The sequence below is a fragment of the Rathayibacter sp. Leaf299 genome (assembly GCF_001423055.1).
GTDB lineage: Bacteria > Actinomycetota > Actinomycetes > Actinomycetales > Microbacteriaceae > Rathayibacter > Rathayibacter caricis.
In genome coordinates, this window is the sequence record NZ_LMNT01000001.1 from 232,404 (window position 1) to 250,042 (window position 17,639).

Here is a 17,639-nt window from a genome sequence, read left to right on the forward strand (position 1 = left end):
GCGGCGTCGAGCCGCTCGGAGCAGCAGGACGTGCCCAACGGCGCCACAGTCACTCGCCCCGGTTCGTGTACATCCGGGCCAGGAGCTCGGCGGCACCGGCGGCGTCGAGCCCCAGGATGTCGTCGTCCGATACCCCCTGATCGCGCAGCGCATCGCGCAGGTACAGGGGCACCGATCGCCTCGGCGGGAGCGGCCGCGGCTCTCCTCGATCGGGCCGCACACCCTCGAGCACGCAGGCCCAGAAGACGTCGTGCACGACCTCGAGCTGCGTGCGGAGGATGTGCGACCACATCGCGGCGGCGTACTCGCTCCTGTCGACCGGTCGCGAGATCCTCGTGCGGAGGATCCGGCCGTCCCACAGGGTCAGCTCGTAGGTGCGGTGGTGGGTGACGGGCTTCCCGCTGGCGCCCCGGACCAGCACCCACTCCTCGGTCTCGCAGAACCGGTCGTGGTGCTCACGGGTGGCGGGGGGTCGCTTCTCACTCACCGCCGTGCCGGAACCAGGCGAGGAGCTCCTCCTCGGTCGACAGCTTGATCAACTGCACGAGCGCCCAGTTCCCGGCGTGGTTCGGGGCGTGCTGAAGGCGATCCTCCCAGTCCTCGGCGTACTCGCGGAGGGAGAGCGCCAGGTCGTCGAGAGCGTCGTCGACGTCCGCTCCCTCCGAGACGAACGGCCGATCGTCCATCAGTGCGATGACGCGGTCGTCCTCCCGTGTGAGCGAGACCCGGGGGGAGACGGTGTGGAAGAAGTAGTCGCGGAGTCGGTCTGCGGGCACGACGGCCGAGACGAGCTCGTCCCGGCGGACCGTGACGATCCTCCCGCGCTGCACGGAGTCGAGGACGTCCTTGAGGTGCTTGCGGGCGTCGGACGCGGTCGGGTAGTCGACGGTGAGGGGCATGGGCGAAGTGGATCCTTCGGTCGGTGTGTACGCAGTGTACAAGCTGTACTCCCGCTTGGCTCCGCGACCGAGACGACTGGCGCGGAAGACGCACCAGGCCCCGGACGCGACGAAGCCCCGAGGCGCCGGAGCGGCTCGGGGCTTCCGTGACGAGCGGGCGTCAGCCCGACGGGTTCTCGACCGGGTCGCCCTCGGGGTCGGTCGCGGTGTCGGGGTCGACGTGCTCCGGATCGACGGTCTCGGTGTCGGGAACGTCGCCGGGTGTGGTCTTGTCGGTCATCGGATCCTCCTTCTGGTCGTGTCGGATCGTGCGGTTCGCGGGCAACGCTACGTCGCGCTCCTCGCCCGCCGCGCCCCCGTTGACGCGAGGGGCGGAGGAGTGCCACGCGGGCGCCGCGGCCCCGCGCGGGTCGTGCGCGGCCGCGCGGTCGAGAGCGGAGGCGAGGAGGCCCGCGCCGAGGTCCCCGAGGCGGGCGGCGAGCAGGTGCCGGAGCGAGCGCAGGAGCCGGATCATCCGCTCATCCTCCCGCCACCGCTCGCCCGACCGGCGTCCCGTGCCAGTCCTTCGCGCCGTCCGCAAGGCCTGGAGCGGGTTCCGCCCGGTTCGTAGTCTCGACACGACCGATACGAGGAGCGCCACCTGATGATCCGAACCACCGTCACGATCGACGGCAAGACCTACGGGCTCTCGCAGGGGGCGGATGTCGCGGGACTCAAGCAGTCGACGACCGAGGCGTCCCGGGCCGGTGGCGGCATGGTCGACTTCGTGGTGGTCGGCAACCGTCAGGTCAGCGCGCTGGTGTCGCCGGGCGTGCCGGTGATCTTCGAGGACCACGAGGTTCCGGACGACGACCGCGACACGGGCGACGTCCAGGAGCCGTGGGACGACATCGAGTACCTCGACTGACGCACTTCCCGGGGCGAGTCCCCGGGTCCTGAGCGCCTGAGGGGTGCCGCCGGCTCGACCCGGCGCCTCTCGGGCCCCTCGTGAGAGTGCGGAGGAGCGCCTACTCGGCGCCCTCCGCCTCCGCGAGCTCCCCCTCGACCAGCGCGCACGCTGCGGCGGCGAGCGAGGAGCGCACCTGCTCCTGCGTGACGCCGAGGATCTCCGCGATCGCGTCGAGGTCGTGCCGGCCGGTGTGCCGCAGCAGCCAGCACTGGCGCTGGAGCGTGGGCAGAGCGTGGAGGCGGCGGTGGAAGCCCGAGCGGAGCAGGTCCTCGTCGCGCAGGCGGGCCGGTGCGACGACGGCCACCGCCTGCTCGCCGCGCTCCAGGCTCGCCCGGCCGATCTCGGTGCGCGCGAGCTCGAGCGCCGACGCCTCGTCGACGACCTGCGGCGAACCGCTGCGGAGGGTGACGGCGGCGTTCTGCAGGGCGGCGCCGGCCGCCGACTCCGACAGCGTGAGCCGGTAGGCGTAGGCGTAGAGCCCGGAGCCGCGCGAGGCGAGCACGCGTCCGACGAGCATCTCGCGCTGCTGCTGCGCCTGCGACGCACCCACGGCCGCCACGGGCCCTTCGTATGCGTTCACGGTCTCTCCCTCGACTCGGTACCACCCGTCCGGGGTGGTTCGCACCGATGCTAGGGGGAGGAGAACGCTCGTTCTACCCTTGACTTCTCAGGAAGTCTCCATGCGGATGCATGGGAAGGGCTTGCCGGTCACTCCCTCGCGGAAAGGATGCAGAACTCGTTCCCCTCCGGATCCGCGAGCACGACCCAGGACTGCTCGCCCTGACCCACGTCCACCCGGGATGCGCCCGCCCCGAGCAGGCGCGCGACCTCGGCGTCCTGGTCGTCCGGCACGAAGTCCAGATGCAGGCGGTTCTTGACGCTCTTGCGCTCCGGCACGTTCAAGAACAGCAGGCTCGGCCCGCGGCCCGACGGAGGGAGCAGCTCGATGCCCTCGTCGTCCTCGTCCACGACGTCCCAGCCGAGCGCCTCCTGCCACCAGTGCCCGAGCATCCGGAAGTCGGTGCAGTCGACGATGATCTCTTCGAGTCGGAGGGCCATGCCCCCGACGCTAATCGGCGCTCCCGGCGTCGCGGAACCCCTCCCCGAGAGGCGACTCCTGCTGTTCCAGCACGACCGCTCGCCCCGCCGCCCCGCACCCGGCATCCTCGACCACGACGGAAGGAACCGCGATGACCACCGCACGCGACCACTGGGAGGCGCGCTACGCCGACTCCGATCGCATCTGGTCGGGCCGGCCCAACGCCGCGCTCGTCGACCTCGTCCAGGACCTGCCGCCCGGCCGCGCCCTCGATCTGGGCTGCGGCGAGGGCGGCGACGCCCTCTGGCTCGCCGCACAGGGCTGGAGCGTCACCGGCCTCGACCTCTCCGAGACCGCGCTCGGCCGCGCCCGACAGGAGGCGGAGCACCGCGGACTCGCCGTCGAGTTCCGGCAGGCCGACCTCGGCGCTGACTGGCCGACCGCCGGGCCGTTCGATCTCGTCTGCGCGAGCTTCCTGCACTCGATGGTCGAGCTGCCGCGCACCGCGATCCTGCGGCGCGCGGGCGATCTCGTCGCTCCGGGCGGACGCCTCGCGATCGTCACGCACGCCGCCCCTCCGCCCTGGTCGGGCCACAAGCACCCCGTGCAGCACCTGCCCTCGCCCGAGGAGGAGCTCGCCGAGCTCGCCTTCGACCCGACCGAGTGGATCGAGCGCGTCGTCGGCACGCGCGAGCGCACCGCCTCCGGGCCCGACGGCCACGAGGGAGTGCTGCTCGACGGAGTGGTCCTGCTGGAGCGCCGCGCTCGGTAGCGTGTCGGCGTACCCACGACCTGGAGGCGCCCGTGCCGCTCGACCCGTACCTCGCCGCCCGCGTGCACCTGCTCGAGGACGTCACCGATCCGCTCGATCCGGAGCAGGCGGCCCGCCTCGCCGAGTTCGCCGTGGATCCCGCCCCGTGGACGCTGTCGGAGGGTGTCAGCGTCTCGGACGCCACGATCGAAGGCCCGCACGGCCCCGTGCCGCTGCGGACCTACGAGCCCGCGGAGCCGTCCGGTCGGGCACTGCTCTGGGTGCACGGCGGCGGCTTCGCCGCGGGCGACCTCGACATGCCGGAGTCGCACGTCGTCTCGGCCGAGCTCGCCGGCCGCTCGGGCGCCCGTGTCGTGTCGGTCGGCTACAGGCTCGCCAGCGCGAGCATCCGCTACCCCGTGCCGCTCGACGACGTGCACGCCGCGTGGCGGCACGTGCGCGCCGAGACCCCGCGCGAGCACCCTGTCGCGATCGGCGGGGCGAGCGCCGGTGCCGCGCTCGCCCTCGCCACCGCGCTGCGCGAGCGCGACGCCGGGGCGCCCGGGCCCGAGCACGTCCTCCTCGCCTACCCGTTCGCGCACTTCCCGAACCCGACCGTCGACGACGACGTCGTGCGCGAGCTGCTGACGCTGCCGGCCGCGATGCGCTTCCCCGCCTCGAGCATCGAGGCGATGGTGCAGAACTACGTCGGCCGCCTCTCTGCTCTGCCGTCCGACGCCCTGCCCGGAGCCGCCCCGCTCGCCGGGCTCCCGCCGATCTCGGTGCTGGTGAGCGAGTTCGACGAACTGCGCGGCTCGGCCGAGCTCCTCCTGCGTCAGCTGGCGGAGGCGGGCGTCGCCGCGACGGGGTACCTCGCGGCGGGCATGCCCCACGGGCACCTCAACCGCACGCCGTCGCTGCCCGAGGTCGACCGCTCGCTCGCCTTCTTCGCCGCGCAGCTCCGCGCGCTCGGCGGAGCACCGGCGGGCCTGCTCCGCGCCCTCGGCTGAGCACCGGCCGCGCTCACTTCACGCCGAAGTAGTCGAAGCCGACGTAGCCCACCGGATTCGTCAGCCGGACCTCGACGGTGTGCGTCCCCGCGGCCAGCCCCGTGACCTCGGCGAGCTTCATCCCGAACTGGTTCACGGACGCGGCCGTGCTGATGTTCGCCTGCTGGAGCCGCCCGTCGACGTAGAGGTCGAACTTCCCGGGGTTGGTGGCGATCCTCCGCCCCCAGACCGACACCGAGGTGCCGGTGAACGTGAGGGCCGCCCGCGCGCCGGCGCGGTTCGAGACCGACTTGGTGCCGGAGTAGTAGCCCGCGTCGGCCGAATGGGTCCAGATCCCGCTGTAGAGGACCGTCGGAGCGGAGTTGTCGGAGATCCGGCCCGGCATCTCGTCCAGGGTCAGGCTGAGGGGGTCGTTCATGTAGGCGGGTGCGTTGAGATTGCCGATGATGCTGTAGTCGACGGTCGTCTTCATCCAGTTCATCGCCCCGACGACCTTCGGGAAGCGGCCGCGGACCTCCCGCAGCATCTGGGTGGTGTCCCACGGTGCGGACGTGCCCGTGGTCTGCCCCGCCTCGGTGAACAGGATCACCTTGTTCTTCTGGATCATCCAGTCGTACCGGGCGGTGTCGGTCAGCTCCCTCCAGTAGCGCTCGTGGCCCAGCACGTCGACGTAGGCGTCGCCCGGGTAGCGATCGGTGATCGCCCGGCCGAACGCCGTGCCGCTGTTCGGCGACCACGCCCAGAGCACGTTCGTCAGCCCGCGCTGCACGGTCAGGTAGTCGTACATGTGCTTCCACAGCGCCGTGTACTGGGCCGCCGGAGCCGCGCCGCTGGCGTGGTACCCCCACCAGAACGAGGTCCCGTTCATCTCGTGGAACGGACGCCAGACCACCGGCACGCCCGCGTCCGAGTAGTGCTGCAGGATGTCGCCGACCCGGGTGAGCCACTGCATGTACTCCCCGTAGGCGGCGGTGCCGGGCGTGTACGCCTCGGACAGGGTGTGCCCGGCGGGGATGCGCGACCAGGCGTCCTCCGCGGTCCACGGGTTCGAGGCGTGCCAGCTCAGCGTGACGACGCCGCCGTTCGCCGCGTGCGCGATCGAGGGAGCCAGGATGTTGCTGTCGCTGGGCATGTTGGCGGCGGTCGTCGCCGTCCCGCTCTTGTCGAACGTGCGGTTCGTGAGATCGAAGCCGACGAGCGCGGGGGACTCGCCCGTCGCGGTCTGCACGCGCCCGATGTGGTAGTTCCAGCAGTCCTGCACGGTGGTCAGGGTGATGCCCGGCGTCGACCGCTCGGGGCGGCCGTAGTTCGGAGCCACGAACTGGCCCGTCAGGAACTTGTCGCTCGAGCGGTGCTGCAGCGCCGAGAGGAACTGCAGCAGCTCCGTCGCCGACGCCGTGGCGGCGGGAGTCACCGGAGTCTGCGCCATCGACACCGCTCCGGTCGCTGATCGGGAGGCGCTCGATCCGAGGCCCGCGGCGGTCGGGGCGACGAGCAGGACCACGGCGGTCACTGCCGCGGTCACTGCGGAGACGATTCTGAACTTCATGATGGTCCTTCGGGGCACGGGGTCTGTGGGCTGCGCAGGAGGGGCGCCGCCGACGCGGAGGTGTCGGCGGACGACGCCCGTCGAGCCGCGGTGACGGCACCGGGTGGCGACGACGGGTTCCGCGGTGGGGACGCGACCGCGGAGCAGCGGTCGCGGGGGGAGGGCCGGCCGGCGCTCGCAGGAGTCGACGGCCGGCGCGCGTCAGCCGCGCGGAACGAGGCGGGTGATCTTCCGCCCACCCAGCTCGGTGACGTAGATGCTCCCCGAGGCGGCGTGCTGCGCCACGTCGAGCGGCTGGTCGAAGCCCTTGAAGCCGACCACCCCGAGCGTCCGGTTCACGATGGTGCCGTCGGCACCGCTCGGGTCCAGCACCATCAGGTCCTGACTCGCGCTGTAGCGGACGACGATGAGCTTGCCCTTCAGTGCGCCGCCGAAGCCGCCGCCGAGGTACTCGATCACCCCGTTCGCCGACGCGTGCAGCCCGGCGTCGAACACGTCGGCCTTGCGGTAGTTGCGGTCGGGAAGGACGCCCACGGGGTAGGCGGTCGCCTCGAACGCGTCCTGCGCCGAGGTGGGGTTGCCTCCGTTGAAGACCCACTCGCAGCGCGACGGGTTGGGGTGGCCGTAGTAGCCGCCCTGGGCCACCTTGAAGACCCAGTCCGTCTCGTCGACCGGATTGGAGCCGACTCCCGGCGCCCTCGGTCCGGTCCAGGGGCCGTCGATCCGGGAGGTGCACGACGAGGGGAGCGTCGCGGGGGTCGCCGGGAAGGCGCCGCCGCGGGCGGATCCGTTCGTCGGCACGTAGAGGCGCCCGTTGCTGTGCCAGATCAGGTCGTAGGCGTTGCGCACTCCGGTCGCGTAGAGCGTCAGGGCCGCGCCGGGCGCGGACGGGTCGTACGTGCCTCCCTCCGCGGTCTTGACGTTCAGCGGCAGGGTCGCGGGCAGTTTCGCCGGGTCGAGGCGCAGCACGGCGGCGCTGAGCTTGCTCTCGGGTCGGTACTCCCACGCGGAGTCCGGGGCGCCCATCGCCGTGTTGCTGCCCTGGGTGAGGTAGAGCATCCCGTCCTTGAAGGCGAGCGAGTTGCTCTCGTGGTCGCGGGCCGAGCGAGGCAGTCCGACGACGACGTCCTGGCCGTTCTGCAGCGCGGCGCCCGACAGGCGGACGATCTTCCCGGTCCAGTCCGGCACGTCCGAGACGCCGACGTACTTGCGGTTCTCGGTGACCCAGAGGATCGGGTTCGCGGCCGTGGCGGCCGGGTCGAACGCGAGGCCGATCACCGTCCGCGCTCCGCCGGCGAGCGTCCGGATCGTGTCGATCCGCTCGCCGGTGCCCAGCGACCCGTCGGCCGCGACCGGGTACCGGAACAGGTACCCGTCCAGCGTCGCCGCGTAGAGCTTGCCGTCGGGGCCCATCGCCACGCTGGTGAAGCCCTGCCCGGTCGCGGTCGTCGCGACCTGGTCGAAGGCCACTCCGGTGATGCCGGTGCCCTCGCTGGCCGTGCCCACCGTGAAGACGCTCGACCAGGGGTGGAAGGCGTTGCCGGACACGTCCCGCACCGCGCTCGTCACGTCGAAGCGGTAGGTGGTGCCCGCGACGAGCGGGGCGTCGGGAGTGAGGACGATGACGTCGCCGCCGCCGCTGGTGTTCACATTGGCCGGGACCGACGAGCCGTCGGCGGCCACGCTCAGCCGCACCGTCTCCCGGGTGAGCGTCGACGTGGCGATCCCTCCCGCCGTCACGGCCAGGCCGGCGGTGACGCTGATGTCGCGGGTCGCGCCGGTGGTGAGGTTGACCGGGGTGACGCTCGCCACCTGCGGGCGGTCCGGGCTCGCCGGCACCGGCTCGACCTCGACGAAGTTGATCTTCGTGTTGGTTCCGCCGCGGGGACTCAGCGTGAGCCGTCCGTCCGAGACCTGCACCGTCCGGACGGCCGTCCGGAACCGGTCCTCATCGCTGGGCACGAACCTCGCGACCGCGTTCTGGTTCTCGATGCTGACCTGGTCGACGCTGTCGAAGTAGTTCCCCGCGTCGCCGACCGAGATCGTCACCGAGTACAGGCCGTTCGGAACGGCCATCTCCCACGAGCCCGCACCTCTGGTCCCCGTGGTGCCTCCTCGCCAGTCCATGTGCATGACACCGGTCAGCCGGGTGTCCAGGGTGGGGGTCCCGGTGCGCAGGCGGCCGTTCAACGTGAGGTCGATCGCGGTGCTCGAGCCGTCGCGGACCCAGCCGTAGCTCCGGCCGCTTCCCTGGCCGGCGCTCGTGCGAGCTCCGTAGGGCTGCCCCCAGTCGGCGAGGTAGCCGGTGGGAGGGGTCGCGGTCGCGGTGGCGAAGCGCACCTTGACCGACGTCGCTCCGGAGGGAGTGGGCGTCGGCGGCGGAGTCGCCGGCGACGGTGACGACGCGCTCGTCGGGGTGAGGATCTCGTGCACCCGGCTGTAGGACGATCCGCCTCGGGGGCCGCCCGCGATGACGTGCAGCCTGCCCGAGACGACGGCGCCGACGGCACCGTGGCGGGGCGTGATCATGTTCGGCAGCGAGCGCCAGGTGTTCGTCGCAGGGTCGTACTCCTGCGTCTGCGGCCAGGTCGCTCCGCTCGGCTGCTTCTCGCCGCCCGCCGCGATCACGCGTCCGTTCACGACTCCGACCGCCATGGTGCGGCGCCCGGTGGGCATCGGAGCGCGCGACAGCCAGCCCCCCGAGAGCGGGTTCAGCATCTCGGCGCTCGCGAGGTTCGGGTTGACCTCGGTGCCGCTCGCCAGTCGGGTGCGGCCACCGAAGACGTGGATCCGATCGTTGACGACCGCGGCCCCGGGGTTGTCGCGAGCAGTCAGGAGCGACGGACCGGCCGACCAGGTGTTGGTCGCGATGTCGTACTTCTCGGTCGTCTTCAGCGAGGCGCCGGTCGAGTCCATCCCGCCGATCGCCCAGATCCTGCCGCCGACGACGACGCCCGCGACTCCTCCGCGGCCGGTCGCCATGCTCGCCCGCGCCGTCCAGGCGTTGGTCGCCGGGTCGTAGCGGTACAGGCTCCTGGACGCCCCCGAGAACGGACCGGTCGATCCGCCGAAGGCGTAGAGCTTGCCGTTGTGCGCGACTACCGCGGGGTTCTCGACCGCGCTGCCCGGCAGCCCGGCCCCGGTGGTCCAGGCGGAGGTGGCGGTGTCGAAGATCCGCAGCGACGACTTGGGGCCGGTGCTGGTCTTGCCGTCGACCACGTAGATCTTCGTGCCGATCGCGGCACCGCCCGCGTCGAGGAGGTCGATCGGCAGGGCCGGTCCGGTGCTCCAGGCGCCGGCGGTGCCGGTGGAGGGCGAGGGGGACGGCGACGGCGACGTGGTCGTGGATCCTGACCACGTCTTCGTGGTCGCACCCGACGCGGTGCGTCCACCGCTGACGATGATCTTCCCGTCGATCAGGTCGGCGACCGGGCTCTTCAGCGCTTCGGGGAGGCTGGTGCGCGTGATCCAGGCGTTGGTCGCCGGGTCGTACTCGTACAGGGTCCGGGAGGAGACCGCGCCCGCCTCGGAGCCGCCGAGCACCAGGACCTTGCCGTTCCACGCGAAGGTGGAGGCGCTGATGTGGCCGCGCGCGACCGGCAGGTCGGCGCGTCGGGTCCACGTCTTCGTCACCACGTCGAACGCGTCCACCTGCACCTGCGGAGTGCCCGACTCGTTCTCGCGGTGCTGCCCGCCGATCACGTAGATCTTCGAGCCCAGGACGACCGTGCCGACGTGGTTGCGGGGGTTCGGCACCGGCGTCGACGCCGTCCACGTGGTGCCGCCGTCGAGGTCGAGCACCCAGTGGTCGGGGTGGTCGACGGTCGAGGCGCCCGTCGAGTCCTGCCGGACGGCGCCCGTCAGGTAGTGCAGCTGACGGCCCACGATCGCCGCGCCGCCGCCGCCGCGCGCGGCCGGCAGTGCCGGACCCGCCGTGTACGTGTCGGTCGGGATGTCGTACTTCCACACCCGCCGCGACGAGTCCTTCTTGTCGAGTCCGACGTAGCCGCCGAGGATCCACAGGGTGGTCCCGTCGGCGACGACGGGCGCGTGCGTGATCAGCTCGGGGAGGTCGCGCAGGCGCGTCCAGCTGTTCGTCGCCGGGTCGTAGCGGTCGGAGCGCAGCGTCTGCGTGACTCCGGAGAACTGCCCGCCGAAGACGTACAGCTTCCCGCCGACGGCGACTCCGCCCGCTTCGGCGCGCGCGATGGCCGCCGACGCTCGCTGCAGCCAGGTGATGGTCGCCGGAGCGACCGCCGCGGCTGACACGACGGCCAGGGCCTCGGTGCTCGAGTGGTCGTGCGGTGCGGCCTCGGCGGCCGTGTGGTCGTGCGGGGCCTCCTCGGTCGCGTGCGTGTGCGGTGCTACCGCTGCCGTGTGCGCCGGGGATGCGGCCTGGCTCGCGCCGTTCGTCGCGCCGACCATGCCCGCCGCCAACGCGATCGTGAGGGCCGCGGCGAGCCCCGGCCTGATCGCGGAGTGAGGGGTCCGCTTCGCACGCGGAGTTCTTCCTGACATCTGGTCCCTCTTCCTCGAGGATCCACAAAACTCCGCGCGGTGCCTCCGTGGGTGAGGCGGAGGACCGAGCGGGAACGCCTTCGGGTGGCGTCGCTGGACGCCTTCGGGTGGCGTCGAGCGAGAGTCTCTTCGCCTCCTTGTCCCCTGTCAAGGGGCTTCTGCCCCCAGAACGGACCTCGTGTCCCAAGCGGTACCCCGGGGCTGGGAGAGCCGCCGATCGGCGTCACCGCGGCGATGACCGGGAGGCCCGTCAGGGGCGCTCAGGCGCACTTCCCTCCCGTCGAGCCGCCACCGCGGGCGGCGCCTGGAGACATGCCGTCTCTCCGGTCGGCGCGGATCTCGATGCGCCCGCACCGCGGGCTGCTCGATCAGTGCCCGGGCGCGGCCGTCCATCGTGAAGACGCACGGGGGCGTCGCGTCGTCCCTGCTGGTGGAGCAGCCGCCGGCGTTGTCTCGAGACCCGCCGTCGCCGGACGCCGCGGCCCGCCCCGGAGCGCAGTGAGGTCCCCGAACCCGCCCTCGGCGTCCGGCCAGCACGTGGTGATGAGGTGTCCTGTCTGCGCGGTCACCGGTCCTCGGTGCGGGGCTGAGTGGTGACGGCCGGAGCCGTGACGCTGCCCACCGCGTCGACAGTGGGCCGGATGAACCGCCGGCCCGACGGTGTGTGCTCGCTCCGGGTGCGCCTACCGACTCACCGCGCTCCGCGTCAGACCACCAGATCGGCCTCCCAGTTGGTGCGCTGGATCGCCGCGTCGAGGTCGCGCAGCTCGCGGGCGATCTCGTCGGCGCGCGTGCGCAGCTCCTTCACGGGGAGAGCGGACAGCTGCCGCAGCTCGCTCCTCATCTGGCGCCGACCCCACGAGCCGGCCGCCGCGTCGGCCGCGCGCACCAGCATCGAGTGCTCGGCGCGCAGCGTCTCGCGCCGGGCGAGGGCGGCGGTGAGGGTGCGTCCGTCGGGAGTGAGCACGGCCGTGTTCGTCAGGTTCACCGCGGTCACGATCAGCTCGAGTGCGGCGAGCGCCCGCGTGCACTCGGCGAGCAGCTCTGCCGGGTCCTCGGCCGGAGCCTCGCCCTCCTGGTAGGAGGCGTTCGCGACGATCCGCGACTGGAGGGCCTCGATCCGCTTCTGCAGGTCCGCCCGTTCGAGGAGGGCTTCGGCGAGTTTCATGCCTCGAGGCTCGCACACGTCACCGACATCCGTCTCGGCCCGGTGCTGCCCTCCGTCTAGGCTGCGACCGTGCCGCTGCAGAATCACCCGGGTGATGTCGAGTTCCCCGTCCGCCCCCGCCTGCGCTTCACCCGGGCCGCGGATCAGCGCCGACGCGGCTCCGGTCGGGCCGGCGCCCGCCGTGCCCTGCTGCTGACGGCCCTCGCGGCACCCTTCGGAGTCGTCGGGTTCGTGCTCGGCCTCGCCGGGGACGAGGGCGGCGAGCCCGCCTTCCCCTTCTTCACGTTCGCGGTGGGCATGGCGATCGGCCTGGCCGTCGGCTCGCTGGTCTTCACCGTCCGCGATGCGGGTGCTCCGCGACGGGAGCAGCTCGCCTACCTCGCCGAGGCGGGCACCCCGTCGCCGACCCTCCGTCAGCAGCAGCTGCTGGCTCTGGACGCCGTGAGCGACTTCTCCTTCGGCGGGTGGAACTCGTCCCTCGCCTTCCAGCCGACGTGGGCCGAGCTGCCGCAGCCGCTCCGCGCCCGCTTCGCCGACGGCGCCAAGGGGTCGCCCTGGACGGAGCTGCCGATGCCCGTGCTGAGCGAGCAGCGCGCTGCGCTCGATCGCGACTTCCGCATCGCATCGGCCGAGGATCTCGAGCTCTTCGTCGCCGACGTGCTCGCCGTCGGCCCCCTGTCGGCCCGCTTCGCCGAGGTGTCGGCGTCCGATGAAGCCGAGCGGATGCGCTCCCGCGTCGCCGCGCTCACCGGCGAGAGCGAGTTCCATCTGCTCGAGCGCGCCCAGCCGCTCGGCGGCCGGCCTCCGGTGCTGCTGCTCGCGGGAGACGCCGAGCGCGCGATCGGAGCCGTCCGCTACGCCTACGTCGCCGGCTACCTGCCCGCGGAACGCGCGTGGCAGCTGCTCGAGGCGATCGGCGACCGGGTCTTCACCCGCTACGAGAGCTGGGACGACTACTGGCGCGACGGAGCGGTCTCGATCGCGTTCCGCACCGACTCCCTGAGCGCCGTGCAGCAGTACCACCGCCTCCGCTCCGAGCTGCTCGCCTCGTCGTGGCCCGCGGCGTCGGTGCCCTACCCGCGCTGAGCGCTCCCGCCCGCGGGCCTCTCAGCCTTCCGGCGCCTCGTCGCCCCGGCTCGTCGCCGGGATCCCGTCGAGTGCCGCCGCGAGCTCGGCGCGCGACCGCACGCCCAGCCGGCGGTAGACCGCCCGCAGCTGGGTCTTCACGGTGTTGACGCTGATCCCGTTCTCCTCGGCGATGTCGGGGGCGGAGGCGCCGCGGGCGGCCGCGTAGGCGATCCGGCGTCGTGCCGGAGTGAGCTCCGCCGGCTCGCCGATCGCACGCAGTCGCCCCGCCACGTCGTGGTCGCCGGAGGCCGCGAGCTCGTCGGCGATCCGCTGCCGCCGGTCGGCGGGGAGCAGGCCGAACGCCCCGAAGCTCGCGTGAGCGTGCGCGAGCGCCGCGACCTCCTCCACCTCGCCGGCGGGGTCGGCGGAGGCGGCGAGCAGTGCAGGGATGAGCACGCGGGGGCACTCGGCGGAGTCGAGGAGGGGCGCGGCGAGTCGGCGCGCGGTGGCCTCGTCGCCGCGCAGCTGCGCCGACAGCGCCCGGGTCGCCGCGGTGATCCGCGCCATCATCGAGAGCGGTCCGTCCTGCGGGACCCGCCGTTCCGCCGCGTCGGCGAAGGCCTCGACCGCGTCGAGGATCTCGGGATGCCCCCGTCCCGGCCGGGGCCCGGCGACCCTCAGGGACGCGCGGACGTCGTGCAGGACCGAGTCCGACAGCAGCGGCCGCCCGCGGGCGACGACGCCTCGGACGAAGTCGACCGCCGGACCGCGCTCCCCGAGGGCCGTGCCGTCGAGGCCGTCCAGGAGCAGCGCGGCGCCGTCGGTGTCGAGCCGATCAGCGCGGAGGAGCGCCTCGGCGAGGACGGCGGCGACGACGGGCCTCGCCGACCGGGCGGCGCAGTCCAGGTCGGGCGCTCGCCGGAGCCAGTCGCTGGCGGCGGTGTTGCGGCCGGCGACCGCCTCCAGGAGCGCCGCCGATCCCGCCGTCGAGGCGGTCATCGTGCGATGGCCGATCACCATCGCCCACTCGTGCGCGGAGGCGTGGAGCTCGAGGGCCTCCTCGAGGCGCGAGTCCTGCTCGCAGGTGAGCGCCCACTCCTGCAGGAGTTCGGGAAGCGCGGCAGAGAGCGAGGCCTCTTCCAGGGGGGGCGAGCCGGTTCAGCAGCGCCCGAGCGTCCTCCATCAGCCGGAAGGCGTCCTCCATCCGTCCCTGGCCGCGCGACACCGAGCCCCGTGCCGCCCAGACGCTCAGCTGATCGGCCGCGGACAGCGGCACCGGCAGCGGCCGCCGTCCGGGCGCCGGATCGACCCAGCCGTCGCCGTGGAAGGTGCGGCCGAGATGGGCCATCGCGATCCGCAGGCGCGGCGACCGGTCCAGGACCTCCGGCGGCATGCGCTCGAGGGCACGGAGGAGGACCGCGGGCTCGACCTGCACGAGATGCGTGTACGAGGAGCGCAGCAGGTCGAGGACCGCCGTCCAGTCGCCCTGGTCGACCGCGGACGTCAGCCGTCGGGCGACGGGATCCGGCGTCACGAGGGGCCGCCCGGAGCGTGGTAGTCAGGACGCCTGCACCCCTCGAGGTCGACCGCGGCGGACGCGCGGTGCTGATCGATGACGGCGAGGAGTGCGGCGCGGCTGTCGGTGTCGATCATGAGTGGATGATCCTCGGGGGCGGAGACGGGTGCGGCCGGCTCCCGCCGGCACAGCGGGGAGGGGTGACGGAGAACCGGTCGGGCCAGAGTAGGCCCGCCGAGCGCACGTCGGAGGGAGGCGCCCGACTGCTGCTTCGAGATCCGCCTGCACGGGCACGCCTCCCCTCCCTATCGTCGGAGAGGGGAGGCGGGCGAGTACCGTCAGTGCAGCCCTTCGGACGCCTCCGGCTCGAGGTGCCGGAGATCCCGCTGCAACCGCTGCGAGCGGAGGTAGCCGCTCATCGCGTGGCCCGGAACGGGAGGGGCCGACAGATCGCCGAGGACCGCCCGCGCCGTCGCCAGCCGCGCACGTCGGATCTCGTTGAAGACGGTCGTGCCGTTGGCCGCGAACACGCGCTGGAGCGTCCGCTTGGGCACCCCGAGACGCTCCGAGACCTCCTGCACCGAGAGGTTCGCATCCGCTGACATCGCCGCGATGAGCGCGAGGGCGCGGGTGTGCACGGTCTCGGTCCGCTCCCGGGGCAGCGAGGTGGCCAGCACGGCGCCCGTGAGCTGCTCGATCGCCGCGCGCACGAGCGGGAACGCGGGCGAGTCGGCGTCGAGCGAGGAGCCGAACGTGGCGTTGACGGTCGACAGCAGGATGCCCCGGCCCGCGGTGTCCGCCTCGGTCACCAGCGCACCGCCGTCCTCCCAGTCGAGGAGGCCGAGGAGCGGGCTCTCGAGGGCGATCTCGATCCGCGCGCTGGGCCCGTCGGTGACGAGCGTGTAGGAGTGGCTGCGCCGCAGATACGCGATGCATCCGACGTGCACGCGCACCTCGAGCGCCGCGGGGTCGTCCGGCTGCACGACGATCTCGCCCTCGAGGGGGATGAGGAGCCGGATCCCGGAGCCGAGGGGCGCGCTGCGGTGCAGCCGGGCCGCCGTGTGCCAGAGCCGGACGACGTCGAACGTGCCGCTCCGGAGCACGTCGGCGACGACGCGCAGAGGGCCGGACGGCCTCGCCTCGAGTCCGATACGGCGGAACCAGGACCTCGCCTCGTCGTCGCGGCGGGTGACGCCCCGCTCGATGGAGGTCCGGTCGAACGCGCTGATGGTCATGACGGTGCACCTTTCTGCCGAGCCGTTCGGGCGGTCCGACAGGCAGAACACTGCCCGCGGCGACCGGACTCCTGAGAGAGTTTCACCCTTCGAGGGGACGGGGATCACCCTCGTCGTTGCGCGCTACCTCACTAAGGGGTACAGCACGGACGGAGTCCGGTCGGGGCGGACCGCGACGTGCACCTGCCCGTGGCCGCTGATCGGAGCACCGTCGGCGTCCGTTCCCCGGACGTCGAGCGAGTTCACGATGGTCCGCGGTGTCGCGAGCGGACGGACGGTGTAGCGGGCCGCCGTGACGAATCCTGCGCCGGGAGCGATCCGCTCGGCGCAGCCCACGAGGGTCGACGGGGCGGTGTCGTACTCGAGATCGTCGGCCGACCCGTCCGAGAATCGGTCCTGCAGCAGGTGGAGGTCGTGGAGGCTCGCCCGCGTGCCGTTGCGGACGCTGATCCAGAACACGAGGACGAGCGCGTCGCTCCGGAGCCCCTTTGCCGCGGTGAGCGGGAGGTGCGACACGGTCACGTCGAGCTCCAGGCGGGGAACCGGTCCGTCGGGCGGAGCGAGCGGGTTCCTCGCGAGCGCCGCGGGCGGGCAGGGGGGCATCGTTCTCCTTCGGGGCGGGTCGGGCGGCGGCACGACGATGATCGACGGTGCGCTCCTCTCCCCGCCCGGACTCGTCGCGAAGACGGGCGTCCTGGGCGCGACCGGCGGGATCCGCGACGGCTCGCGCCATTCGCCCCGGACCGTGTGCCAGGCCGGTCGCGTCGGGCGCGGCGCACCCATAATCAGATGACCCCGCTCGCTCCAGCGCGCTGCGCTCGGACGCGCGCCCGCTCGCTCCCGCCTCTCCGGCGATGACGAGCCCGCACCGCCGATCCGTCGGCGTCCGCCCCGAACCGAACCAGAGGTGATCGACGATGATGACGGAGATCCTGCGCGCCGCGAGCCCGCGAGCCCGGCGGTCCAGGGCGGAGGAGCCCGGCCGTCCGACCGGACTCGGCGATCGCGTCGACCACGCCCTGCGGCAGTTCCATGCGGTGCCCGAGCTCGACGCCGGCGCCGTCGCGCGGGTCCTCGGCGTCTCCGAGATCCGCGTGCGGGTCGTCCACCGACTGCATCACGGGGTCTCGATCCGTCGCCGCGTCGAGCGGATCCGCCTCACCGTCGCCGAGGACGTGCTGCTCGCCGACTCCGGCTCGGGGGAGTCGGCTCGGGTGCGGGCCGTCGAGGCGGCGGGCTTCCGCTCGACGGCCGAGCTCGATCGGATCTCGTCGCGGGCCCGTGCCCGCGCACGGTGGTGAGACGGGCTGATCCCTTCCGGCACGCCACGGTGAGATCATCGTGCGCCACCGCGTCATAGATCGGCAGCGGGCGAGTCTCCTCACCATGCCCTTCCCTCGTCGCCTGACTCCCGCCTCCCGTCCCTTCCGATCCCGCGCACCCCACCGACCCGACGTGCTCGCCGTCGCGACCGCGGCGCTCGTCACCGAGCGCTTCCTCGATCCGCGCTTCACCCCCGCCCGCCTGGCCGAGGAGCTCCGCGTGCCGGTGCTGACGCTGCGCCTGCGGTTCCGGCACTCCTACGGGTTCTCGATCGACGAGCACCTGGCCCGGTGCCGGATGGAGCTCGCATCCGTCCTCATGGCGAGCACTCCCCACCGCCTCGGTGCGCTGGAGGAGATCGCCCGCGCCTCCGGCTACCGCGGAGTCCCGTCCCTCGACCGCGACTTCCGCCGGTGGCGCGGCACCCCTGCTCTCGCCGCGTGGTTCCGGACGGGAGCGAGCCGCGCCTCCGCTCCCGTGCCGTCGGCCCGCGCCGAACAGGACGCGGAGGGCCGTCCTGCTGTCCCGATCCGGGGTCTCGAGACGCCGCTGCGCGGCTACTCGACCAGCACGGCGACGCTGCTGATCGAGTAGGCCGCGCAGCGGCCGTATCG

General features: G+C 73.0%; 18 protein-coding genes. 6 read left to right on the top strand and 12 right to left on the bottom strand.

What is annotated here, in order from left to right:
* Positions 1-49 precede the first annotated feature (49 nt).
* The 3 genes from ASF48_RS01090 to ASF48_RS01100 all read right to left on the bottom strand — a co-directional run bounded on the left by ASF48_RS01090 (position 50) and on the right by ASF48_RS01100 (position 1,413).
* Positions 50-487, bottom strand: coding sequence for a hypothetical protein (locus tag ASF48_RS01090; RefSeq protein WP_055785085.1), 438 nt, complete (start codon positions 485-487; stop codon positions 50-52).
* Entirely contained in the window at positions 480-899 is a 420-nt protein-coding gene (locus ASF48_RS01095; protein WP_055785088.1) for a hypothetical protein, read from the bottom strand. Before ASF48_RS01095 ends, ASF48_RS01090 begins: the two co-directional genes overlap by 8 nt.
* Before the next feature lie 160 nt (positions 900-1,059).
* The gene (locus ASF48_RS01100) at positions 1,060-1,413 is read right to left on the bottom strand and encodes a hypothetical protein (protein ID WP_055785092.1); all 354 of its coding nucleotides are present in this window, start codon (positions 1,411-1,413) and stop codon (positions 1,060-1,062) included.
* Between the two features lie 129 nt (positions 1,414-1,542).
* Here ASF48_RS01100 and ASF48_RS01105 point away from each other — a divergent pair, with 129 nt between their 5' ends.
* Positions 1,543-1,806 (top strand): hypothetical protein, encoded by a 264-nt coding sequence (locus tag ASF48_RS01105; protein WP_055785095.1) that lies wholly within the window; start codon positions 1,543-1,545, stop codon positions 1,804-1,806.
* A 100-nt stretch (positions 1,807-1,906) separates the two neighbouring features.
* On the opposite strand, the gene ASF48_RS01110 is transcribed toward ASF48_RS01105, so the two are convergent.
* Together ASF48_RS01110 and ASF48_RS01115 are read right to left on the bottom strand one after the other, a co-directional pair.
* Positions 1,907-2,428: a hypothetical protein gene (locus tag ASF48_RS01110; RefSeq protein ID WP_157603004.1), complete on the bottom strand. Its 522-nt coding sequence runs from the start codon at positions 2,426-2,428 to the stop codon at positions 1,907-1,909.
* 128 nt (positions 2,429-2,556) lie between these two features.
* Positions 2,557-2,907, bottom strand: a complete 351-nt coding sequence (locus ASF48_RS01115; RefSeq protein WP_055785101.1) for a VOC family protein — start codon at positions 2,905-2,907, stop codon at positions 2,557-2,559.
* A 131-nt stretch (positions 2,908-3,038) separates the two neighbouring features.
* On the opposite strand from ASF48_RS01115, the gene ASF48_RS01120 reads away from it, so the two are divergent.
* Positions 3,039-3,659 carry a class I SAM-dependent methyltransferase gene (locus ASF48_RS01120; RefSeq protein ID WP_055785104.1) on the top strand — a complete coding sequence of 207 codons (621 nt, stop codon included), beginning with the start codon at positions 3,039-3,041 and terminating at the stop codon, positions 3,657-3,659.
* Positions 3,660-3,691: 32 nt separating this feature from the next.
* Positions 3,692-4,648 (top strand): alpha/beta hydrolase fold domain-containing protein, encoded by a 957-nt coding sequence (locus ASF48_RS01125; RefSeq protein ID WP_055785107.1) that lies wholly within the window; start codon positions 3,692-3,694, stop codon positions 4,646-4,648.
* Between the two features lie 13 nt (positions 4,649-4,661).
* Here the strand turns inward: ASF48_RS01125 and ASF48_RS01130 are convergent, their stop codons facing one another.
* From ASF48_RS01130 to ASF48_RS01140, 3 genes are all read right to left on the bottom strand, one after another.
* Positions 4,662-6,197, bottom strand: a complete 1,536-nt coding sequence (locus ASF48_RS01130) for a glycosyl hydrolase (RefSeq protein ID WP_055785110.1) — start codon at positions 6,195-6,197, stop codon at positions 4,662-4,664.
* A gap of 201 nt (positions 6,198-6,398) precedes the next feature.
* Entirely contained in the window at positions 6,399-10,715 is a 4,317-nt protein-coding gene (locus ASF48_RS18820) for a Kelch repeat-containing protein (RefSeq protein WP_082480899.1), read from the bottom strand.
* Between the two features lie 706 nt (positions 10,716-11,421).
* On the bottom strand, positions 11,422-11,883 hold the full coding sequence (locus tag ASF48_RS01140) for a DIP1984 family protein (RefSeq protein WP_055785113.1): 462 nt from the start codon (positions 11,881-11,883) through the stop codon (positions 11,422-11,424).
* Positions 11,884-11,952: 69 nt separating this feature from the next.
* Between ASF48_RS01140 and ASF48_RS01145 the strand changes: the two genes are divergently transcribed.
* Positions 11,953-12,969 carry a DUF1266 domain-containing protein gene (locus tag ASF48_RS01145; RefSeq protein ID WP_055785116.1) on the top strand — a complete coding sequence of 339 codons (1,017 nt, stop codon included), beginning with the start codon at positions 11,953-11,955 and terminating at the stop codon, positions 12,967-12,969.
* A gap of 21 nt (positions 12,970-12,990) precedes the next feature.
* Here ASF48_RS01145 and ASF48_RS01150 read toward each other — a convergent pair whose 3' ends face one another.
* From ASF48_RS01150 to ASF48_RS01165, 4 genes are all read right to left on the bottom strand, one after another.
* Positions 12,991-13,971 (bottom strand): helix-turn-helix transcriptional regulator, encoded by a 981-nt coding sequence (locus ASF48_RS01150; RefSeq protein WP_055785119.1) that lies wholly within the window; start codon positions 13,969-13,971, stop codon positions 12,991-12,993.
* Positions 13,972-14,481: 510 nt separating this feature from the next.
* Entirely contained in the window at positions 14,482-14,604 is a 123-nt protein-coding gene (locus ASF48_RS19995; RefSeq protein WP_268788492.1) for a hypothetical protein, read from the bottom strand.
* 201 nt (positions 14,605-14,805) lie between these two features.
* Positions 14,806-15,702 carry a hypothetical protein gene (locus ASF48_RS01160; RefSeq protein WP_055785125.1) on the bottom strand — a complete coding sequence of 299 codons (897 nt, stop codon included), beginning with the start codon at positions 15,700-15,702 and terminating at the stop codon, positions 14,806-14,808.
* 123 nt (positions 15,703-15,825) lie between these two features.
* Positions 15,826-16,305: a hypothetical protein gene (locus ASF48_RS01165; protein ID WP_055785128.1), complete on the bottom strand. Its 480-nt coding sequence runs from the start codon at positions 16,303-16,305 to the stop codon at positions 15,826-15,828.
* Positions 16,306-16,619: 314 nt separating this feature from the next.
* On the opposite strand from ASF48_RS01165, the gene ASF48_RS01170 reads away from it, so the two are divergent.
* Positions 16,620-17,003 (top strand): hypothetical protein, encoded by a 384-nt coding sequence (locus ASF48_RS01170; RefSeq protein ID WP_157603005.1) that lies wholly within the window; start codon positions 16,620-16,622, stop codon positions 17,001-17,003.
* A 154-nt stretch (positions 17,004-17,157) separates the two neighbouring features.
* Positions 17,158-17,619, top strand: a complete 462-nt coding sequence (locus tag ASF48_RS01175; protein WP_055785134.1) for a helix-turn-helix domain-containing protein — start codon at positions 17,158-17,160, stop codon at positions 17,617-17,619.
* Positions 17,620-17,639: the final 20 nt, after the last annotated feature.

Excerpts from the sequence above, each read along its gene's own strand:
- ASF48_RS01095 (WP_055785088.1), bottom strand. The coding sequence starts at position 899 with ATGCCCCTCACCGTCGACTACCCGACCGCGTCCGACGCCCGCAAGCAC.
- ASF48_RS01100 (WP_055785092.1), bottom strand. The coding sequence starts at position 1,413 with ATGATCCGGCTCCTGCGCTCGCTCCGGCACCTGCTCGCCGCCCGCCTC.
- ASF48_RS01105 (WP_055785095.1), top strand. The coding sequence starts at position 1,543 with ATGATCCGAACCACCGTCACGATCGACGGCAAGACCTACGGGCTCTCG.
- ASF48_RS01115 (WP_055785101.1), bottom strand. The coding sequence starts at position 2,907 with ATGGCCCTCCGACTCGAAGAGATCATCGTCGACTGCACCGACTTCCGG.
- ASF48_RS01120 (WP_055785104.1), top strand. The coding sequence starts at position 3,039 with ATGACCACCGCACGCGACCACTGGGAGGCGCGCTACGCCGACTCCGAT.
- ASF48_RS01130 (WP_055785110.1), bottom strand. The coding sequence starts at position 6,197 with ATGAAGTTCAGAATCGTCTCCGCAGTGACCGCGGCAGTGACCGCCGTG.
- ASF48_RS18820 (WP_082480899.1), bottom strand. The coding sequence starts at position 10,715 with ATGTCAGGAAGAACTCCGCGTGCGAAGCGGACCCCTCACTCCGCGATC.
- ASF48_RS01140 (WP_055785113.1), bottom strand. The coding sequence starts at position 11,883 with ATGAAACTCGCCGAAGCCCTCCTCGAACGGGCGGACCTGCAGAAGCGG.
- ASF48_RS01150 (WP_055785119.1), bottom strand. The coding sequence starts at position 13,971 with ATGGTGATCGGCCATCGCACGATGACCGCCTCGACGGCGGGATCGGCG.
- ASF48_RS19995 (WP_268788492.1), bottom strand. The coding sequence starts at position 14,604 with ATGATCGACACCGACAGCCGCGCCGCACTCCTCGCCGTCATCGATCAG.
- ASF48_RS01160 (WP_055785125.1), bottom strand. The coding sequence starts at position 15,702 with ATGACCATCAGCGCGTTCGACCGGACCTCCATCGAGCGGGGCGTCACC.
- ASF48_RS01165 (WP_055785128.1), bottom strand. The coding sequence starts at position 16,305 with ATGCCCCCCTGCCCGCCCGCGGCGCTCGCGAGGAACCCGCTCGCTCCG.
- ASF48_RS01170 (WP_157603005.1), top strand. The coding sequence starts at position 16,620 with ATGATGACGGAGATCCTGCGCGCCGCGAGCCCGCGAGCCCGGCGGTCC.